The sequence below is a fragment of the Anaerococcus sp. HMSC075B03 genome, assembly GCF_001815585.1.
In the GTDB taxonomy this organism is placed as follows: domain Bacteria; phylum Bacillota; class Clostridia; order Tissierellales; family Peptoniphilaceae; genus Anaerococcus; species Anaerococcus vaginalis.
On the sequence record NZ_KV821198.1, the window covers coordinates 89,290 to 106,665 of the forward strand.

The 17,376-nt window shown below is 27.9% G+C and carries 19 protein-coding genes and 1 other annotated feature (1 of these 20 only partly in view); of the genes, 15 read left to right on the forward strand and 4 right to left on the reverse strand.

Annotated elements, in window-relative coordinates:
• Positions 1 to 3, forward strand: a binding site (T-box leader); it begins 266 nt to the left of the window's first position.
• 52 nt (positions 4 to 55) lie between these two features.
• Positions 56 to 583 carry a tryptophan transporter gene (locus HMPREF3045_RS07120; RefSeq protein ID WP_070738284.1) on the forward strand — a complete coding sequence of 176 codons (528 nt, stop codon included), beginning with the start codon at positions 56 to 58 and terminating at the stop codon, positions 581 to 583.
• A 376-nt stretch (positions 584 to 959) separates the two neighbouring features.
• Positions 960 to 2,369: an alanine/glycine:cation symporter family protein gene (locus HMPREF3045_RS07125; RefSeq protein WP_083316595.1), complete on the forward strand. Its 1,410-nt coding sequence runs from the start codon at positions 960 to 962 to the stop codon at positions 2,367 to 2,369.
• A 45-nt stretch (positions 2,370 to 2,414) separates the two neighbouring features.
• Here the strand turns inward: HMPREF3045_RS07125 and HMPREF3045_RS07130 are convergent, their stop codons facing one another.
• Complete coding sequence (locus HMPREF3045_RS07130) at positions 2,415 to 2,630, reverse strand: DUF1858 domain-containing protein (protein ID WP_004838081.1); 216 nt, start codon at positions 2,628 to 2,630, stop codon at positions 2,415 to 2,417.
• A 99-nt stretch (positions 2,631 to 2,729) separates the two neighbouring features.
• Here HMPREF3045_RS07130 and HMPREF3045_RS07135 point away from each other — a divergent pair, with 99 nt between their 5' ends.
• From HMPREF3045_RS07135 to HMPREF3045_RS07150, 4 genes are all read left to right on the forward strand, one after another.
• Positions 2,730 to 3,062 (forward strand): hypothetical protein, encoded by a 333-nt coding sequence (locus HMPREF3045_RS07135; protein WP_070607354.1) that lies wholly within the window; start codon positions 2,730 to 2,732, stop codon positions 3,060 to 3,062.
• A 61-nt stretch (positions 3,063 to 3,123) separates the two neighbouring features.
• Positions 3,124 to 4,968, forward strand: coding sequence for a molecular chaperone HtpG (gene htpG, locus HMPREF3045_RS07140; RefSeq protein WP_070738286.1), 1,845 nt, complete (start codon positions 3,124 to 3,126; stop codon positions 4,966 to 4,968).
• 9 nt (positions 4,969 to 4,977) lie between these two features.
• Positions 4,978 to 6,363, forward strand: coding sequence for an aminopeptidase (locus HMPREF3045_RS07145; protein ID WP_070738288.1), 1,386 nt, complete (start codon positions 4,978 to 4,980; stop codon positions 6,361 to 6,363).
• A gap of 92 nt (positions 6,364 to 6,455) precedes the next feature.
• Positions 6,456 to 6,695, forward strand: coding sequence for a Veg family protein (locus tag HMPREF3045_RS07150; RefSeq protein WP_019118205.1), 240 nt, complete (start codon positions 6,456 to 6,458; stop codon positions 6,693 to 6,695).
• Positions 6,696 to 6,844: 149 nt separating this feature from the next.
• Here HMPREF3045_RS07150 and HMPREF3045_RS07155 read toward each other — a convergent pair whose 3' ends face one another.
• From HMPREF3045_RS07155 to HMPREF3045_RS07165, 3 genes are all read right to left on the reverse strand, one after another.
• A complete protein-coding gene (locus HMPREF3045_RS07155) occupies positions 6,845 to 7,066 on the reverse strand; it encodes a hypothetical protein (protein WP_004838086.1) in 222 nt (73 codons plus the stop codon).
• 139 nt (positions 7,067 to 7,205) lie between these two features.
• Positions 7,206 to 8,546 carry an MATE family efflux transporter gene (locus tag HMPREF3045_RS07160; RefSeq protein WP_070738290.1) on the reverse strand — a complete coding sequence of 447 codons (1,341 nt, stop codon included), beginning with the start codon at positions 8,544 to 8,546 and terminating at the stop codon, positions 7,206 to 7,208.
• Positions 8,547 to 8,562: 16 nt separating this feature from the next.
• Complete coding sequence (locus HMPREF3045_RS07165; RefSeq protein ID WP_070738292.1) at positions 8,563 to 9,351, reverse strand: bifunctional hydroxymethylpyrimidine kinase/phosphomethylpyrimidine kinase; 789 nt, start codon at positions 9,349 to 9,351, stop codon at positions 8,563 to 8,565.
• Between the two features lie 158 nt (positions 9,352 to 9,509).
• Here HMPREF3045_RS07165 and cls point away from each other — a divergent pair, with 158 nt between their 5' ends.
• The 9 genes from cls to HMPREF3045_RS07205 all read left to right on the forward strand — a co-directional run bounded on the left by cls (position 9,510) and on the right by HMPREF3045_RS07205 (position 17,216).
• Positions 9,510 to 11,111 carry a cardiolipin synthase gene (gene cls, locus HMPREF3045_RS07170; RefSeq protein ID WP_083316596.1) on the forward strand — a complete coding sequence of 534 codons (1,602 nt, stop codon included), beginning with the start codon at positions 9,510 to 9,512 and terminating at the stop codon, positions 11,109 to 11,111.
• Positions 11,112 to 11,260: 149 nt separating this feature from the next.
• Positions 11,261 to 11,653, forward strand: a complete 393-nt coding sequence (locus HMPREF3045_RS07175; protein ID WP_019118200.1) for a GntR family transcriptional regulator — start codon at positions 11,261 to 11,263, stop codon at positions 11,651 to 11,653.
• Positions 11,625 to 12,488, forward strand: a complete 864-nt coding sequence (locus tag HMPREF3045_RS07180; RefSeq protein ID WP_070738294.1) for an ATP-binding cassette domain-containing protein — start codon at positions 11,625 to 11,627, stop codon at positions 12,486 to 12,488. The genes HMPREF3045_RS07175 and HMPREF3045_RS07180 overlap by 29 nt, the downstream gene beginning before the upstream one ends.
• A complete protein-coding gene (locus tag HMPREF3045_RS07185) occupies positions 12,488 to 13,390 on the forward strand; it encodes a hypothetical protein (protein ID WP_257244387.1) in 903 nt (300 codons plus the stop codon). The genes HMPREF3045_RS07180 and HMPREF3045_RS07185 overlap by 1 nt, the downstream gene beginning before the upstream one ends.
• A 69-nt stretch (positions 13,391 to 13,459) precedes the next feature.
• Positions 13,460 to 13,741: a hypothetical protein gene (locus HMPREF3045_RS09460; RefSeq protein ID WP_257244388.1), complete on the forward strand. Its 282-nt coding sequence runs from the start codon at positions 13,460 to 13,462 to the stop codon at positions 13,739 to 13,741.
• 97 nt (positions 13,742 to 13,838) lie between these two features.
• Positions 13,839 to 14,279, forward strand: coding sequence for a deoxycytidylate deaminase (locus HMPREF3045_RS07190; RefSeq protein ID WP_004838093.1), 441 nt, complete (start codon positions 13,839 to 13,841; stop codon positions 14,277 to 14,279).
• A 7-nt stretch (positions 14,280 to 14,286) separates the two neighbouring features.
• Positions 14,287 to 15,921, forward strand: a complete 1,635-nt coding sequence (locus HMPREF3045_RS07195) for an ABC1 kinase family protein (RefSeq protein ID WP_070738295.1) — start codon at positions 14,287 to 14,289, stop codon at positions 15,919 to 15,921.
• 1 nt (position 15,922) lies between these two features.
• Positions 15,923 to 16,621, forward strand: a complete 699-nt coding sequence (locus tag HMPREF3045_RS07200; protein ID WP_070738297.1) for an acyl-ACP thioesterase domain-containing protein — start codon at positions 15,923 to 15,925, stop codon at positions 16,619 to 16,621.
• On the forward strand, positions 16,614 to 17,216 hold the full coding sequence (locus tag HMPREF3045_RS07205; RefSeq protein ID WP_070738299.1) for an HD domain-containing protein: 603 nt from the start codon (positions 16,614 to 16,616) through the stop codon (positions 17,214 to 17,216). The genes HMPREF3045_RS07200 and HMPREF3045_RS07205 overlap by 8 nt, the downstream gene beginning before the upstream one ends.
• Positions 17,217 to 17,376 lie beyond the last annotated feature (160 nt).

Here is a 17,376-nt window from a genome sequence, read left to right on the forward strand (position 1 = left end):
TTGGAGCAAGTGGTTTTTTTATTGGAAAATTTTAAAAAATTTAAAGGAGAAAATTATGAAAACAAAAACTATAACTCAAGCGTCAATTTTACTTGCAATAGGAACAATACTTCATTTAATACCAGGCTTTGTGGGCATGGTAAAACCTGATTTTATGTTGGTGTGTGTTTTTACAATTATTATTTTAAATAAGGATTTTAAAATGTCACTTGCAGTAGGTCTTGCTGGTGGAATTTTAGCAGGAATTACAACGAGTGCGCCAGGAGGTTTTGTGCCAAATATTATAGATAAAATTATTTCATCCTTATTTGTATATTTTGCTGTAAAATTTTTTGAAAAAATAAAAATGGAAAATATTTTTTCGATTGGGAGCCTATATTTTCTTGGAACAGCAGTATCTGGACTTGTATTTTTATTTTTGATGAATATAACAGGAGCTTTGCCAGAAGGATTTGGTATAAAATTAATGTTTGTAAGCCTAGTTCTTCCAACTGCTGGCATAAATATTCTTGTGGGCTTATTTTTTGATAAAGTTATGAGTATGTATAATAAAAATTTTGCAAGAAGCCTAGCGCAAATTTGATTTAGAGCGTATACAGTTTAAATCAAGGAAAAATTTTTGATTTTTATAGGATAAAAATTCAGAGCGTAGACAAATCCTCAAGCACGAATATCGGACTTCAAAAATTGTTGATTTCTAAATTCCAAAATTCTAAAAACGCAAACTCGCTAACGCTCAAACAGTGCGTTTTTTGACGAATTTTAAAATTTGAAATCAAATCAATTTTTTCCGTATGATATTCTTAGCATGAGGATTTGTATACTTTGTCAACAGTCTGGATTTTTATAGGATAAAAAATTTTTTAATGGAAAAAATATAAATTATTATTTTATTTTTTTAAAAAACCTTTATAATAATAAGAATAAACTTATATTAATTAGAAAGAGGTTAGTCCGTTTTGGAAATTATAAAATTAAATGCTAAGTTGGGCGATTTTTTGTGGGGTTATCCTATGATTATCGTCTTGATTTTTGGAGGAATAGTTTTAAATTATAGGTCAAATTTTTGGGTTTTTAAAAATTTTTCTTATATTTTTAAAAATACTTTTGGAAGACTTGTTAAGGATTCAAAATCTGATGAAAATTCTATTTCTCCTTTTGAGGCGGTTTCGACTGCTCTTGCTGGAACTATTGGAGCTGGAAATATTGTAGGAGTTGCAACCGCCATTGGATTTGGTGGCGCTGGGGCAATTTTTTGGATGTGGATTGCAAGTTTTATTTGTATGACAACAAAAATGGTTGAAGTTACTATGGCTGTTGCTACAAGAGTTTCAGATGATGATGGAAAATATATTGGCGGGCCTATGTATTATATTGAAAAAGGAACTGGCTCAAAAATTTTGGCGAAAATTTTTTCGTTTTTTGCTTTTATTGCAATTATTGGAACAGGAGCTTTGGTTCAATCAAATTCTATTTCTGAATCTTTAAATGCGATGACTGGTTTAAATTTGCATCTTGGTGGAATTCTGATTGTTATTTTTATGCTTTTGGTTCTTGTTGGTGGGATAAAAAGAATTGGAGCTTTTGCATCAAAAATTGTGCCTATAATGTCAGTTTTTTATATTGTAGCTTGTATTTTGATTCTTATTTTGCAAATTGAAAATTTAATTCCAGCTTTTAAAGAAATTATTATTGGAGCTTTTAATCCAAAAGCTTTTGCAGGAGGAGCAACAGGCTCTGGGATTTTAATTTCTATTAGGTGGGGGCTTGCTAGAGGGATTTTTTCGAATGAAGCAGGTCTTGGAACTGCACCCATGGCTCATGCAACAAGTCATACCGACCATCCAATTAGACAAGGAATGTGGGGAGCGATTGAAGTTTTTATCTCTTCAATGATTATTTGTACAATGACAGCTCTTGTAATTATTACAAGTGGAATTTATAAAACGCAAGGCCTTGAAGGTGCTGCCCTTACGGCTGAATCATTTTCAAAATCAATTTTTTGGGGAAAATATTTGGTTTCTTTGGCTTTAGTGTTATTTGCTTTTACAACGGCAGTTTCTTGGTGCTATTATGGGCAAAGATGTGTAAAATATTTGACAGGCTCAAGTAAACTTTCTGATTTATTCAAATATATTTATATTATTTTTTGCTATCTAGGCTCAATCGGCGGTTTGAAATTTGCTTGGTCGGTTGCTGATACAGCAAATGCTTTAATGGTTGTTCCAAATATATTGGCACTGATTATAATGAGCAAGACTTATAGGAAAATTTTAAATGATTTTGATAAGTACAAAGATTCAGAAAAAAAAGGAAATTATTTTTGGACTTATGATAATAAGTGGGAAAAATATTTTGAAAAAAATTAAAAATCAAAAAAGACTTTTGCATTGGTATTTGCAAAAGTCTTTTTTTTATTTATTTAATTTTTCAAGCAAGAAATCTGGATCAATTCCGTGAACCATACAAGCTTCATCTAAGGTTTCGTACAAAGATGAAGGACAAGCAATACAACCCATTCCTATTGAAAGGAAAGTGTTAATTGATTCTGGTTTTGCTTGGATTATATCACCGATTAACATATCGTGTGTGATTTCCACCTTCTCTTTTTTTCTATCTTCTAAAGCCATAAAAACCCTCCTTTATGTCTAAAATTTATTTTACTATAAGAGAAATTAAAAATCAAAGTAAAATACTAGGAATTGGGGTACAATTATTTTGGTGATGTTATGAATGAGAAAAATTTAAAAAAAATTATGGAATTAAGGAAAAAACTCCAAGATCTAGATGAAAATGTGGAAAAAATAAAAAAGAAAAATTCATTTTTTTCATTTTTTCTTAAATCTTTAATTTTTTCTTTGATTTTTTTATTAATTATATCTTTGGCTAAGACAAAAACGCCTACAAAAATTATGGTTTTTGTTGGAGCTTTTATTATTTCAAATTTTGTTCAGTCGATTTTAATTTCAAAAAAACAAAATGAGGAAATTGAAAAAATAAAAAGGGAAAAAATTAAAATTCAAGCTGAAATATTCAGCCTTGCCAAAGATTTAGAAAATTGAAAAAAATTTTAGAGTAAGTATAATATTAGCAGTCAGCAACTTAAAGTGCTAAGGAGGATTTATGAAAAAAGAATTTAAAGCAGAAGCCAAAAAAGTAATGGATTTGATGATAAATTCAATCTATACAAACAAGGATATTTTTCTTAGGGAATTAATATCAAATGGCTCAGATGCTATTGATAAATTATATTATAAAGATTTAAAATCAGATAAAAACGTAGACAAAAAAGATTATTATATTGAAATTATTCCAAACAAGGACGAAAGATCTTTAACCATAAGAGATACTGGAATTGGAATGGATGAAAAAGATTTGGAAGAAAATCTTGGAACAATTGCAAAATCTGGTACAGAAATTTTCAAAAAAGAAATTGAAAGCGAAGATTTAAATAATTTAATTGGACAATTTGGGGTTGGATTTTACTCAGCCTTTATGGTAAGCAAAAAAATTATTGTAAATACCAAAAAAGATGATCAAGCCTATAAATGGGAAAGTGAAAACGCCGAAAGCTATGAGATTGAAAAATCCGACAAAAAAGAAAATGGAACAGATATTACTTTATTTTTAAAAGAAAACACAGAAGATGAAAACTATGATATTTATCTTAATCAATATAAAATCAAAGAACTTGTAAGAAAATATTCAAACTACATCAGATACCCAATCAAAATGGAAGTTACAAAGTCAAGAAAAACTAAAGATTCTACTGATGAAAATCCAGAATATGAAGATTATAAGGAAGTAGAAGTTTTAAATTCTGAAATTCCAATTTGGAAAAAATCCAAAAAAGATTTAAGTGATGAAGATTATATAAATTTCTACAAGGACCAAGGCTTTGGTTTTGATGATCCTTTATCATGGATTCATTTAAATATTGAAGGAACTGTTGAATTTAGGGCAATAATTTATATTCCAAGAAAAGCACCTTTTGATTTTTATTCAAAAGATTATCAAAAAGGCCTTCAACTTTATTCATCAGGAGTAAAAATTAAAGATAGGCACGAAGATCTACTTGAAGATGAATTTTCTTTTGCAAAGGGAGTTGTTGAAAGTGATGATATTTCCCTAAATATTTCAAGAGAAACCCTTCAAGAAACAAGAGAGCTAAGATTTATTGCCAAACAAATAAACAATAAAATAAGATCTCACTTAATGGATATGATGAAAGACGATAGGGAAAAATACCAAATATTTTTCAAAGAATTTGGCAACAATTTGAAAGTTGCAATTTATGAATCTTTTGGAGGAAAAAAAGATAGGCTAGAAGATTTATTATTATTTAATTCCTACAGAAAAGATAAGATGATTTCATTGAACGAATACAAGAAAGATTTGAAATCAACAGATGAAAATATCCTCTATACAGTTGGAGAAAATTTAGAAAAAATCAAAAATTCCCCAGCCTTAAAATCAGTTGATAAAGACAGAGACGTTTTATTACTTGATGAAAAATTAGATGAATTTTTGATAAAAATGCTAAATTCTTACAAGGAAATTCCTTTTAAATCAATAAATCAAGTTGATGAAGATGATGAAGAAAATGAAGAAAACAAAGACTTGGTTGAAAAAATAAAAGAAATTTTACCAGAAGAAGTAGTAGATGTAAAAATTTCAGATGATTTATCAGATGATGTAATTTCAATGATAAAACAAAGGGGAGATGTTTCAATTGAGATGGAAAAAACTTTAAAATCTCAAGTAAATGCCCCAGATATTAAGGCGGAGAAAGTTTTAGAAATAAACAAAAATTCCAAGGCCTATGAACTATTAGAAAAAGATTTGAAAGAAAATTCTGACGAATTTAAAATGATAGTAAATATTTTATTTGACCAAGCAAAACTTATAGAAGGACTTGAAATTGATAATCCTCTTGAGTATGCAAAAAATATATGGAAATTAATTTAGGAGAAAAAAATGACAGAGTACAAAAGAAAAAATGTCTGGGAAAATTTATCACTAGACCAAGAAAAAGAATTAGAAAGTCTTTCAAAAGATTATATGGATTTTTTGGACAAGGGAAAAACTGAAAGACTTGCTACAAAAGAAATTATAAATTTAGCAAAAAAAGCAGGTTATGTTGACCTTGAAGAAAAAATAAAGGCTGGAAAAATAAATTCTGGCGATAAAATATATGCAGTAAATAAAAATAAAGCTGTAGCTATGTTTCACATAGGAAGTGAAGAGTTATCAGAAGGACTTGCTATAGTTGGAGGTCATATCGATTCGCCAAGACTTGATTTAAAACCTGTTCCACTTACAGAAGAAAACGGCCTTGCTTATTTAAAAACTCATTATTATGGGGGAGTAAAAAAATATAATTGGACAAATATGCCACTTGCCCTTCACGGAGTAGTTTTTACAAAAAATGGAGAAAAAGTAGATATTTCAATTGGGGATAAGGAAGATGAGCCAGTATTTTTCATCTCAGAGCTTTTAATACATTTATCAAGACAATTGATGGAAAAATCTGCAAAAGAAGTTATAACAGGTGAGCAATTATCAATTATAGTTGGTAATAGACCACTATTAGATGAAAAAGAAAATCCAGTAAAGAAAAATATTTTAAAAATTTTAAATGAAAAATACGGAATTGAAGAAGAAGATTTTATAACGGCAGAACTTGAAGTAGTTCCTGCAGGAAAAGCAAGAGAAGTTGGCTTTGATAAATCAATGATAGCCTCCCACGGCCATGACGATAGAGTTTGCTCATACGCAGCTTTGAGAGCTTTACTTGATATAAAAGAAACTAAAAAAACTTTGGTAGGACTTTTTGTTGACAAGGAAGAGATTGGTTCAGTCGGAGCAACAGGAATGACTTCACAATTTTTTGAAAATATTCTTTTAGAAATTATGAATTTAAAAGAAGAATTTGATTTGATTAAATTCAAAAGAGCTTTGAGAAATTCAAAAGTTTTATCAGCTGACGTAACCTTGGCAGAAGATCCAAACTTTAAAGATGCAACAGAAAGTCAAAACTCAGCTCAAATTTCTCATGGAGTTGCCTTAACAAAATATACAGGTTCTGGTGGAAAAGGCGGATCAAATGATGCTGATGCAGAATATTTATCAGAAGTTAGACTTGCTTTTAATAAAGATGAAGTAATTTTCCAAACAGGAGAGCTTGGTAAAGTTGATCAAGGTGGTGGAGGAACGATCGCCTATATTCTTGCAGAATATGGAATGGATGTAGTTGATTGTGGAACACCAGTAATATCTATGCACGCACCAATAGAATTAATTTCAAAAGCAGACTTCTACTCAACTTTTACAGCTTATAGAGCCTTTTATAAAAATATTTGACAAGAATTTTAATCTAGCGTATAATATTACGCTAATTTGACTTATCCACAATTTTATTGTATAATATATACAAATGCATGGAAGGTGGATATATGGAATTTAAATCAGTTAGTGAAATAAGGTCAGAAGTTAAAAAGAACGTAGGAAAAGAAGTTACTTTAAAAGCTGATAAAGGTAGAAAAAGAATTGTTACCAAAAGCGGTATAATTTTAGACGCTTTCCCAAGTGTATTTACAATAAAAGTAAATAATGATTTTGATGCAGAAAGAACTGTATCATACAGCTACTCAGATGTTTTAACATCTACAGTTAGATTACAAATAAATAATTAATTATAGATTAATTCAAAAAATCATCCTAATATTTTGAGGATGATTTTTTTGATTTTAATTTTATTAAAAAAATTAATTTGAATTTTGATTTAAAAAGTTTCAACAAAAAAGAGCAAGAAATTCTTGCTCTTTTTTTGTTTAAAATTTAATTATTTATTTGATCCAGCGTCTGAAGCAGGTGTACTAGCATCGTTTGATGATGGTGTGCTTGCTGCGTTTGAATCCATTGTACTAGCGTTAGAATCAGCTTTTTCTGTAGTTGTTGTTGAAGCTGGTGTGCTTGAAGCGTTTGATGTTGTGTCAGCTTTTTTTCCACATCCTACTAAAGCAACTGTTAATGCTAATACTGGTAATACTTTTTTAATTTTCATTGTTTAATCCCCCTGTTTAAAAAAATATACTTACTATCTTAACCGATAGTAAGTATAATATACCAGATTTGAAGAAAAATTCAAATATTTATGTGAAAAATATTTTTATTTTATAATATATAATTAAAATCTCATTTAATTAAATTTCTATATTGACCCAATCGCCTTTTCTAAATCTTGTCCATAAGCCAATAAATCGTGAAACTTGATCTGCTAGAACTCCTATCCAAATTCCTTGAAGTCCCAAATGAATAATATTTACAAAAAATAATGTTGCAGCAGATCTTATAAAGGTAATTGAAATCAAACTTACGGCAAGTGTATATTTTACATCGCCTGCTGCTCTCAAAGCCCCTCCAAAAATTATTTCGGAAATTTGGAAAATAACTATGAATATAAGATAAAAAGTTATTACAGAGCCCATAGCTATTATTTTGTCATCATCAAAAAATAATCTGAAAATATTTTTTCTAAATAATACCAAAATAACAGATATTATTATTGAAATTGTTAAGCCAATTTCTTGGCAAGTTTTTCCATATTTTATTGCTTCTTCTTTTTTTCTTGCTCCAAGGGCATTGCCTGTAAGGGCAACTGCTGCAACTTGCATACCATCCCCGAATGAAAATGAAAGAGAAAGCAAATTCATTCCTACATTGTGAGCTGCAAATTGGTCTGTTCCAAGTTTTGCGGCTGTAATTGCTGTAACCAAAAATCCAATTCTTGCTGCAATATTTTCTATAAAAATATTTGAGCCTAGTCCAAAAATTTCTTTAAATATAAAATTTGAGAAAGTAAGTTTATATTTTTTTATAAGCCCAAAGGACATATATGATGATCTTCTAAATAATGAGGAAAAACTCATAACTGCTGCAACAAAAGCTCCCAAAACTGTTGCGATTGCAGCTCCTTTTACTCCTAATTTTGGAAAACCAAAATTTCCATTTATAAGTAAATAATTGAAAAAAATATTTATAATAGAAGAAACTAGATTTGTTGTAAAGGCTATTTGTGTATTTCCACTTCCTCTTTGACCTGCATTTATTGTCATGGAAATTACATTAAATATCATTCCTGCCATTATAATTTTAAAATATGAAACTCCCAAATCGTGAGTGTCAGGAGATGATCCTGCAAGTTTTATAATTTGTGGAGTAAATATTACAAAAATTGAAGAGATTATTATACATAAACTAACAGCTACAATCATTGCAGTAACCATAGTTTGGTTCGCCATTTTTTTATCTTCTTCGCCTTTTCTTCTTGCAACTAGGGCTGAAACTGAAACTGAAATTGCAATAAAAAAGGAAAGGGCGATAAATTTTGGCTGGGTTGTAAGTCCAATAGCAGCAACTGCTGATGAACCAATTGATGAAACCATGAAGGTATCAATTAAGCCTGCCAAAGAAATAAAAAATGACTCCAAGACAGACGGCCAAGCAATTTGCAAGGCCCTTTTCCAATATTTATTTTTAATCAAAAAACTACCTCACTTTCTATAATTTTTTCAAAATTTCATTTATACTAATATCATTTGCTTTATCATCAATCTTAATTTGCATATCAAGAATACAAGCTATCATATCCCTTGTATTTTTAATTGCAAGTAAAAAATCATTATTTTTCAAATAATTTGCCAAAAAAATTGAGTCAAACAAGTCCCCGCTTCCGCCAAAAGACTTGTCCAAAAATTTATAATCTTCTTCTATAAAATTTTCATCCTTAGCCAAAATAAAATGTCTGTTTCCATCTTTAACACTTGTAATAATAAATTTTTTACCGATATTTTCATAATAATTTACAATATCATGAGCTTTTTTAAATTTATTATCAGTCAAAAGCCTTGCCTCTGTGAGATTTGGAATAATTATATGAGCATAATCTGCCATATATTTATAAATTTCTACAATATTTTTATCAAGACCACTATAGATTTTTCCAGAATCTCCCATGATTGGATCAAGTACCATAAATAGATTATTTTCTTTTACAAAATCACAAATTATTTTTGCCTGATTAAAATTTAAAACAAAGCCCACAAAAACTGCCTTATATTTTCTATTTTGCTTTTTATAAACTTCAAGAGTATTGGTCAAAAAATCGCTAGAATCAAAAATTTCTATGGGTTTTAGAGAAAACATATTTGAAATTAAAGCTGTAGGTATAAAATCTATATCAAAAGAATAAAAATTTAAAACACTTTTGCAAAGACTTCCACCAATATTTCCACTTGAAAGAAAGTCATTAATGAGCAAAATTTTTTCATTATTTGTACAAGATTTCATATAACTCCTTTAAATAAAATACTAATTCATTCTTATAGAACTATTATAGTTATATTAATGAAAATAAGCAAATAAGAAGATTTTTGTTAGATTTTTTAATAAAAATATTTTAAATTTTTATCCTTTTAAAATAAGGCGAAATTAGATATAATAATATCATGAAAAAGTATAATAACAATATGAAAAAATATAATGAAAAAATTAAAAAAATATTAAACGATAACAAATTTGTTGAAAAAACAAAATCATCTTTATTGAAAGTTGTTTTTGGCAGGGCGGGTTTGTATGTTTTGTTGGTACTTGCTCAAATTTTTATTTTTATGGCAATACTTAGACATCTTTCAATCGACCCATCTCTAATTTTTGGATCATCAGCATTGATAGCGGCAATTTCTTTGCTTGTGATTTTGTCAATGGATGTAAATCCTTACGAAAAACTTTCTTGGTTTTTTCTAATTGCAGCTTTTCCTACTTTTGGAATTATGTTTTTTATCTTATCAAGAATTGATATAGGAAAAAAAATCGAAGAAAGCTCAATTATGGATAGCGAAGAAGAGACCAATTATCTGCACACAATAGATGAAGATTTGGTAGAAGAATTAAAAAATGAAGATAAGGAATTTTATAATTTAGTAAAATATTTAAATGATTACGGCTCATATCCTGTAAGCAAAAATAATGATGCAAAATATTATAGAGTTGGAGATGATGCAGTTAATGATATTATTGAGGCGATAAGAAGCGCCAAGGATTTTATTTTTGTAGAATTTTTTATAATACACCAAGGATATTTTTGGGGGACAATTCTTGAAGAGCTTACCAAAAAAGCAAGCGAGGGTGTTGAAGTAAGACTTATGTATGATGGAACAAATGCAATTTTAAATCTACCAAAAAATTTTCCAGAAGAGATGGAAAATCTTGTAATAAAATGCAAAGTTTTTTCTCCAATAATTCCAATTATATCAACCTACCACAACAACAGAGATCATAGAAAAATTTTGGTAGTAGATGGCAAAGTAGCTTTTACAGGCGGAGTAAATTTGGCTGACGAATATATAAATGTAGAAGAAAGGTTTGGCCATTGGAAAGATACTTTTATAAGATTAAAAGGCCCAGTAGTTCAATCATTTACAATTATGTTTTTGCAATTGTGGGATAGCGAAGAAAAAGAAGATTTAAAAAGATATTTACAAACATATCCACAAAAGTCACAAGGCTATATGATAGGAGTTGGAGATAATCCGATTAGAAAAGAAAGATTTTTCAAAAATATTTATATGCACATACTAGATACAGCAAAAGATTATGCATATATAATGACGCCTTATTTAATTATAGATAATGAAATGACAAAATCCTTAACATTTGCAGCAAAAAGAGGAGTGGATGTAAGAATAATTCTTCCAGCTATTCCAGACAAAAAAATTCCCTATATGCTAGCAAAATCTCATTACAAAAAATTAATTGAATCCGGAGTTAAAATTTATGAATATTTGCCAGGATTTATCCATGCAAAAACTTGGATTTCTGATAATGAAAAAGCAGTAGTAGGATCAGTAAATGTAGATTATAGAGCTCTTTATTTAAATTTTGAATGTGGAGTTTATATTCACAAACATCCAGTAATAAATGAAATATTAAAAGATTTTGAAATAAGTTTTGATATAGGAAAACAAATAAGCCTTGACGATGTAAAATCTTATCCAATTTATAAAAAAATAATAGCTTTCATAGTAAAACCATTTGCCCCATTAATGTAAACCTAGTTTTATCTAGGTTTTTTCTTTGAAAAATTTTAAAATAAATTTCAAAAAAATATTTGACAAGAAAAATAATCTAGTTATAATTGAATTAAGAAGTGTATGGAGATACACCATACACCATACAGAAATTATAGGAAGGGGTTTTTATGTTTGATTTAAATAGCTCATCTCAAATTCCTTTGAATGAACAAATCGTTGAGCAAACAAAATTAATGATTGCTCAAGGAATTTTGATTGACGGCGACACGATGCCATCTGTAAGAGATTTATCAAAAGCTCTTTTGATTAATCAATCTACCGTTCAAAAAGCCTACAACAAATTAAAAGAAGAAGGAATTTTGCTTACAAAAAAAGGTCTTGGGACTTTTGTAAGTTTAGATGATGAAATAATTGATGTAAAAAAAGAAAAACTCGAGAAAAAACTCTACGATATTTTTTTGAAATGTATTTTTTATGGAATAAGTTTTGAAAAGATTAAAAATATTTATGAAAAGAGCAAGGAGGACTCTAATGGCTGTGGAAGTAATGAGCCTTTATAAATCTTTTGGGGAAAATAAGGTTTTGGAAGATGTAAATTTTTCTTTGGAAGAAGGAAAAATATATGCTTTGGTTGGAAGAAATGGCTCTGGCAAAACTACTCTTTTAAAAGTAATGGCTGATATTTTTCAAAAAGATTTAGGCAAGGTTAATGTTTTTGGAAAATCTTGTGCGGAAGATAAGCACATATTGGAAAATATTGTTTATTTGCCTGATAGGTTTGATTATTTTGATTATATATCTGTTGAAAAAATGCTTGAATATTATGAAGTTATTTATCCGAATTTCAACAAAAAATTTGCAAAAAAAGAGCTTGAAAAAAATAATATAGATTTAAAAAAATCTTTGAGATCTTTTTCAAAAGGATATAAAAATTTGATTGGGCTTTTGGCTACTATTTCTACAAATGCAAAAGTAATTCTTTTGGATGAAATTCTTGATGGAATGGATGTTTTAAATAAGGAAATTATTCTTTCTTATATTTTGGATTTAAAAGAAGAAGGAAGAACTGTTCTTGCATCAAGCCACGAGCTTGAGGAATTGGCAAAAGTTGCTGATGAAACTCTTTATCTTTCTAAGGAAGGGAAACTTACAAATCTTTATCAAAATAAGGAAAAATTTGTTAAGTTGCAAGTGGTTGTAAAGGATGAATTAGATCCAAAAATTCTTGAAAAATCTGTTTTGCGATTTCATTTGGGAAGAGTTTATACAATTTTGATTGATAATAGGGAAAATATTCTTGATTATATAAAAAGAAATGAATCTATTGTGCAATTTGATGTTTTGGAATCAAAAATTGAGGATAATTTTTATTGGGAGAAGGGAAGGAGTAAATAATGAAAGACTTTAAGAAAGAAATTAAAATTCTTACAATAAGAAATGGATTTTGGATAATTCTTGCTGTTTTAGTTAGCCTTCTTTTTTATGGAGTTTTCCAAACAAATACCTTGGAAGAAAAACATGATTCTTTGGTTAGTGTTACAAATAAAATAAATATCATGGCAAATACAGGCAAGAAATACAAAAAAGATGTAGTAATAGATAAAGAATTCTTTGAAAAAAATGATATTATTTTTAAAAAAATGGCAAAAAAATATGAATATGGCAAGTATGATAATTTTAATTTTTCAAAAGCAAGTGAAGAGGAAATGAAAAAATATGATGAATATCAATTAAAAAATGGAGAATATTTGCAAAACCTTACTAGCTATAATTATTTGTCAAAAGAGATGAAGGAAAAAACGAATAATTTCTTTTCAATTCCTATAAGTATTACGGGTATGATTGTGGTTTTAGTTTTGGGATTTTTATTTTCATCAATGGAGCATTCAACTTCTTATTATGAATTTGCCAGAACTTATCCATGGACAAAGAAAAAAGATTTTCTAATGAAAATTATATTTGGGCTTATGATTATTTTTGGATTTGTTTTGATAAGCTCAATTTTAAATTATATGATAGTAAAAACTTCAAATTTTGAAATTTTAAAAACTGGCGTCAAATATATTCCAGGAAATTTGAAAAATTTTGGATTTTTGTCAGCTCTTTATCTTACAATTTTGTCAGTAGGTTTTATGGCAGGAAATATTTTAGGTCATGTTGGACTAGGCGTAATGACTTTTTTCTTTATTGATATTGTAAATAGTATATGGGAAAGTTTAAATATGTTATTCAAAGGCGAATTTTTATATGAAAGGTCTTTAATATATTTAATTGAAGATAAAATTCCTAATGACTAATCTTATTTTAACAAAATAATTAAAGTTGTATTAAGACCTGCTTCAAATTATGATAATTCTTACTTAGCATTGGCTGGATTAATAATATTTTCCTTGCTTGTATTTACAGTTTCATATTCTTTGATAGAAAAAACAAAAACAGAAAAATCTGGAAAGATGGTTTTGTTAAAACCTATTGAAAATCTTGCGAAAGTTTTAATAATTTTGCTTTGTGCATGCGGTGGAACGATGATTTTTCAACAATCTGTTTTCAAAGGATTCTCTATAATTAATTTTGTAATATTTGCAATTTTGATTTTTGTATTTACTAAAATATTTAATATTTTGTTTAAATTAAAATTAAAAGTTTAAAAAATTAAAAGGCTGAAGTCGATCTTCAGTCTTTTTGTGTGATTAAAATTTTAAATTTGGTAAAATAGAATAAAGAAAAAAAATAAGGAGTGAAATTATGGCAAAAGATAGGTTGACTTGGAATGAATATTTTATAAAACTTGCTCACATGGTTGCTCTTAGGGGAACTTGCGATAGGGCTTATGTTGGTTGCGTTCTTGTAAATGGCGAAAATAGAATTATTTCTACAGGCTACAATGGTTCAATAAAAGGAAATCCACATTGTGATGAAGTAGGGCATACGATGAGAGATGGTCATTGTATTGCAACAATTCATGCAGAAATGAATGCACTTTTGTATTGTGCAAAAGAAGGAATTCCTGTCAAAAATTCTATTTGCTATGTAACTCATTTTCCTTGCTTAAATTGCACAAAAAGTCTGATTCAAGCGGGCATTAAAGAAATTTATTATTCAAATGATTATAGAATTGATCCTTATGCAATAGAACTTTTGGAGAAAAATAAAATAAAATATGAAAAGATAGAAAATAGAAATTGAGAATAAAATGGGATACAAAAAAAGAAAACTTGAGATAATAAAAAAATTTATAAGTCTAAATATTATTTTGGACGGCAGAAAACTTTTGAAAAATAAGGGAGAAAATTCAAAAGATTTAAGCGAGCTTGAAAGTCATTTTGGCAAAAATTTGAGGAGTTTGTTTGAAGAATTGGGACCTGTTTTTGTAAAATTTGGACAATTATTATCTACAAGAAGAGATATATTTTCAGAAAATATAATTACAGAGCTTGAAAAATTACAAGATGATGTAAAAGAAGAAGATTTTGAAAATATAAAAGAAGTTTTTTATGAAGAATTTTCAAAAGATATTTATGATGTCTTTGATGAATTTGAAAAAAAACCACTTGCATCAGGCTCAATTGCCCAAACCCACTTGGCAACTATAAAGGTCGGCTCTCTTGAGAGAAAAGTTGTTGTCAAAATTCAAAGAAAAGATATGGACAAAAGAGTTGTTGAAGATTTGAAAATAATGAATGATCTTTATAAAAAACTCGAAATAAAACTTGAAGGAATAAAATCTTTTAATTTTGGAGAAATTATCCAAGAATTTTCTCTTTCCCTAATCAGAGAAATTGACTTTGAAGTTGAAAAAAATAATATAAAAAAATACAGAAAATTAAATATTCAAAAAAAAGACCTCCTTTCTCCTGACGTCTATGATTCATATTCAAGCAAAAAAGTTTTGACAATGGAATATATTGACGGCAAATCTATAAGGTCAGTTTATGAAAAAAGGTCAGATATTAGAAAAGAATTAGCTGAAAAAATCATAGGAGCTTATGTAAATCAAATGTTTACTTATGGATATTTTCACGCTGATCCTCATCCTGGAAATATTTTTGTAGATGATAATTTAAATATTTATTTGATAGATTTTGGAATTGTGGGAAATTTATCGGAAAATTATCGCTATCAAATAATGAAAATATTTTTGGGAGCAAGTTTTAATGAAGTAAAACTTATAACTGATGCTATAATTGGCATGGGACTTTTGGAATTTGATTCCAAAAAAATTGGGGATTTTGAAAAAAGAATTCAAAAACTTTTGGATAAATACATGGTAATGAGCCTAAATCAAATGAAACTTGCAGATTTGATTAGAGATTTTTATACGCTTTTGGTGGATTATTCCATAAAAATACCATCAGAGCTTACAAATTTTGCAAAAACAGTTCTGATTTTGGAAGGCTTAATCGAAAAATTAGTTTACAAAGAATCATTCCTAGAACTTGCCCTTCCAATAGCAAAATCTATGGTATTTAAAATTTTTAGTCCAGACTTAGTTATTGATAGAATAAGACCAAAAATGTATGATACCTACTCATTAATAAAAGAATTTCCACAAACAACCCTAAATATTTTAAGGCAACTTGCAAGAGGGGATTTTAGGATAATCGACCAAAAAAGTGAAGAAGAAAGAAAGTCCTATGAAAAAACAGAAAATCAAAAAACACAAGCTATAATTTTTCTAGGACTTTGCTTAATAATTGCATCATCACTTTTGGGCTTGGCATTTGTAGAAATTGATAAAAATATTTTAAAAGCACTCTTGGTAACAAGTTTATTTTTGGGATTTTTTATGGCATTTGCCATAATCAAAAATATATACAGAAAGGAATAAAATGAGAAAAACAAAAGAATTTGAAGTAGAAAGATTTCTTGCAAATAGCGAGGGATATTTAAAAAATAAATATCTTTTGTCTTTAATGTTTGAAGTATCATTTGATCAGGCACAAGAAGTAGAAGATGAAAAAATTATGGAAGATAAGAGGTGGATAGTTTATTCTTGGGATATAAAAATCAAAAAGCCCATAAAAGCAAAAGATAAAATAAAAATTACCACCTTTGCTATTGATATGAAAAAATTCTACGCTTACAGAAACTTTATCATAGAAAGAGATAATGAAGAAATTGTAGAAGCCTATTGCGTGTTTTTGCTTTTTGACCTTAAAAAAATGCGACCAATAAAAATTCCAAAAGAAATAGCAAAAGCCTACCAAAAAGAAAAAGCCATATATGAAGAAAAATCACACGAATATGGAGATGAATTTACAAATTTAGAAAAAATTCAAATAAGATATGCTGACATAGACACAAATTATCATGTGAATAACGCATCATACATGGATTTATTAAGAGAAATTACAAAAGTCAAAGACCAAGATATAGAATTTATAAATATAGTTTATAAAAATGAAATAAGAGATAAAAAATATATACTTGGACAAAATTCTAAAAACAAAAATGAAATTTCATACAGATTTGTAGACGATGACAAAAAAATTTATACCTACGGAAAGATAGTAAAAAGAAATGTATAAAGAAAATTACGGAAATATTCCAAACAAAGACAAAATAAATTATTATTTAATAGAAGATAACCAAAATATAGGAGCTTGGGTAAGAAGATCAAAAATTATAGGCAAAACAGCAAAAATGATGGCAAAAGAATTAGGACTAGACAAAGACATAGCCTTTGCTTGTGGCTCACTTTTTGAAATTGGAAAAAAAGAAAATAAAAACAATTTAGAAAAAAATATAAGAGGATTTTATATTTTAAGAAAAGAATCATATTTTTTTCCGGCAAAAACAAATATTAGCCATTCCTTTATAATAAAAGATATAGATTCATTTGTAGGAGAAGACAATCTAGAAGAAAAAGATAAAAAAATAATAAAAAATTTTCTCCTATCCCATACTTACACAGATTACGACAAACTAATCCAAGTGCTAGACAATTCAATCACAGATAAATATATAGGAATAGAAAAATATCAAAAATATTTAAAAGAAAAATACAAAAAAATACCATACGAAAAAGAAAGATTAAAAATATTAGAAAGCTACCAAAAATATTTTGAAAATAAATTAAAAAATCCAATAGAATATTATGTAAATAAAAATATAAAAAAATGAAACGACTCAAAGCAAATACGATTTGAATTTAAATCAATGAATATGAATTATAGTTTTTATAAGCATCTAGTAATCAATATTGTAAAAACTAATAGAATAGTTAGTAATTATACATAGTATAAAACTGTTATTAATAAGATTATTAAATCTATAGGATAAT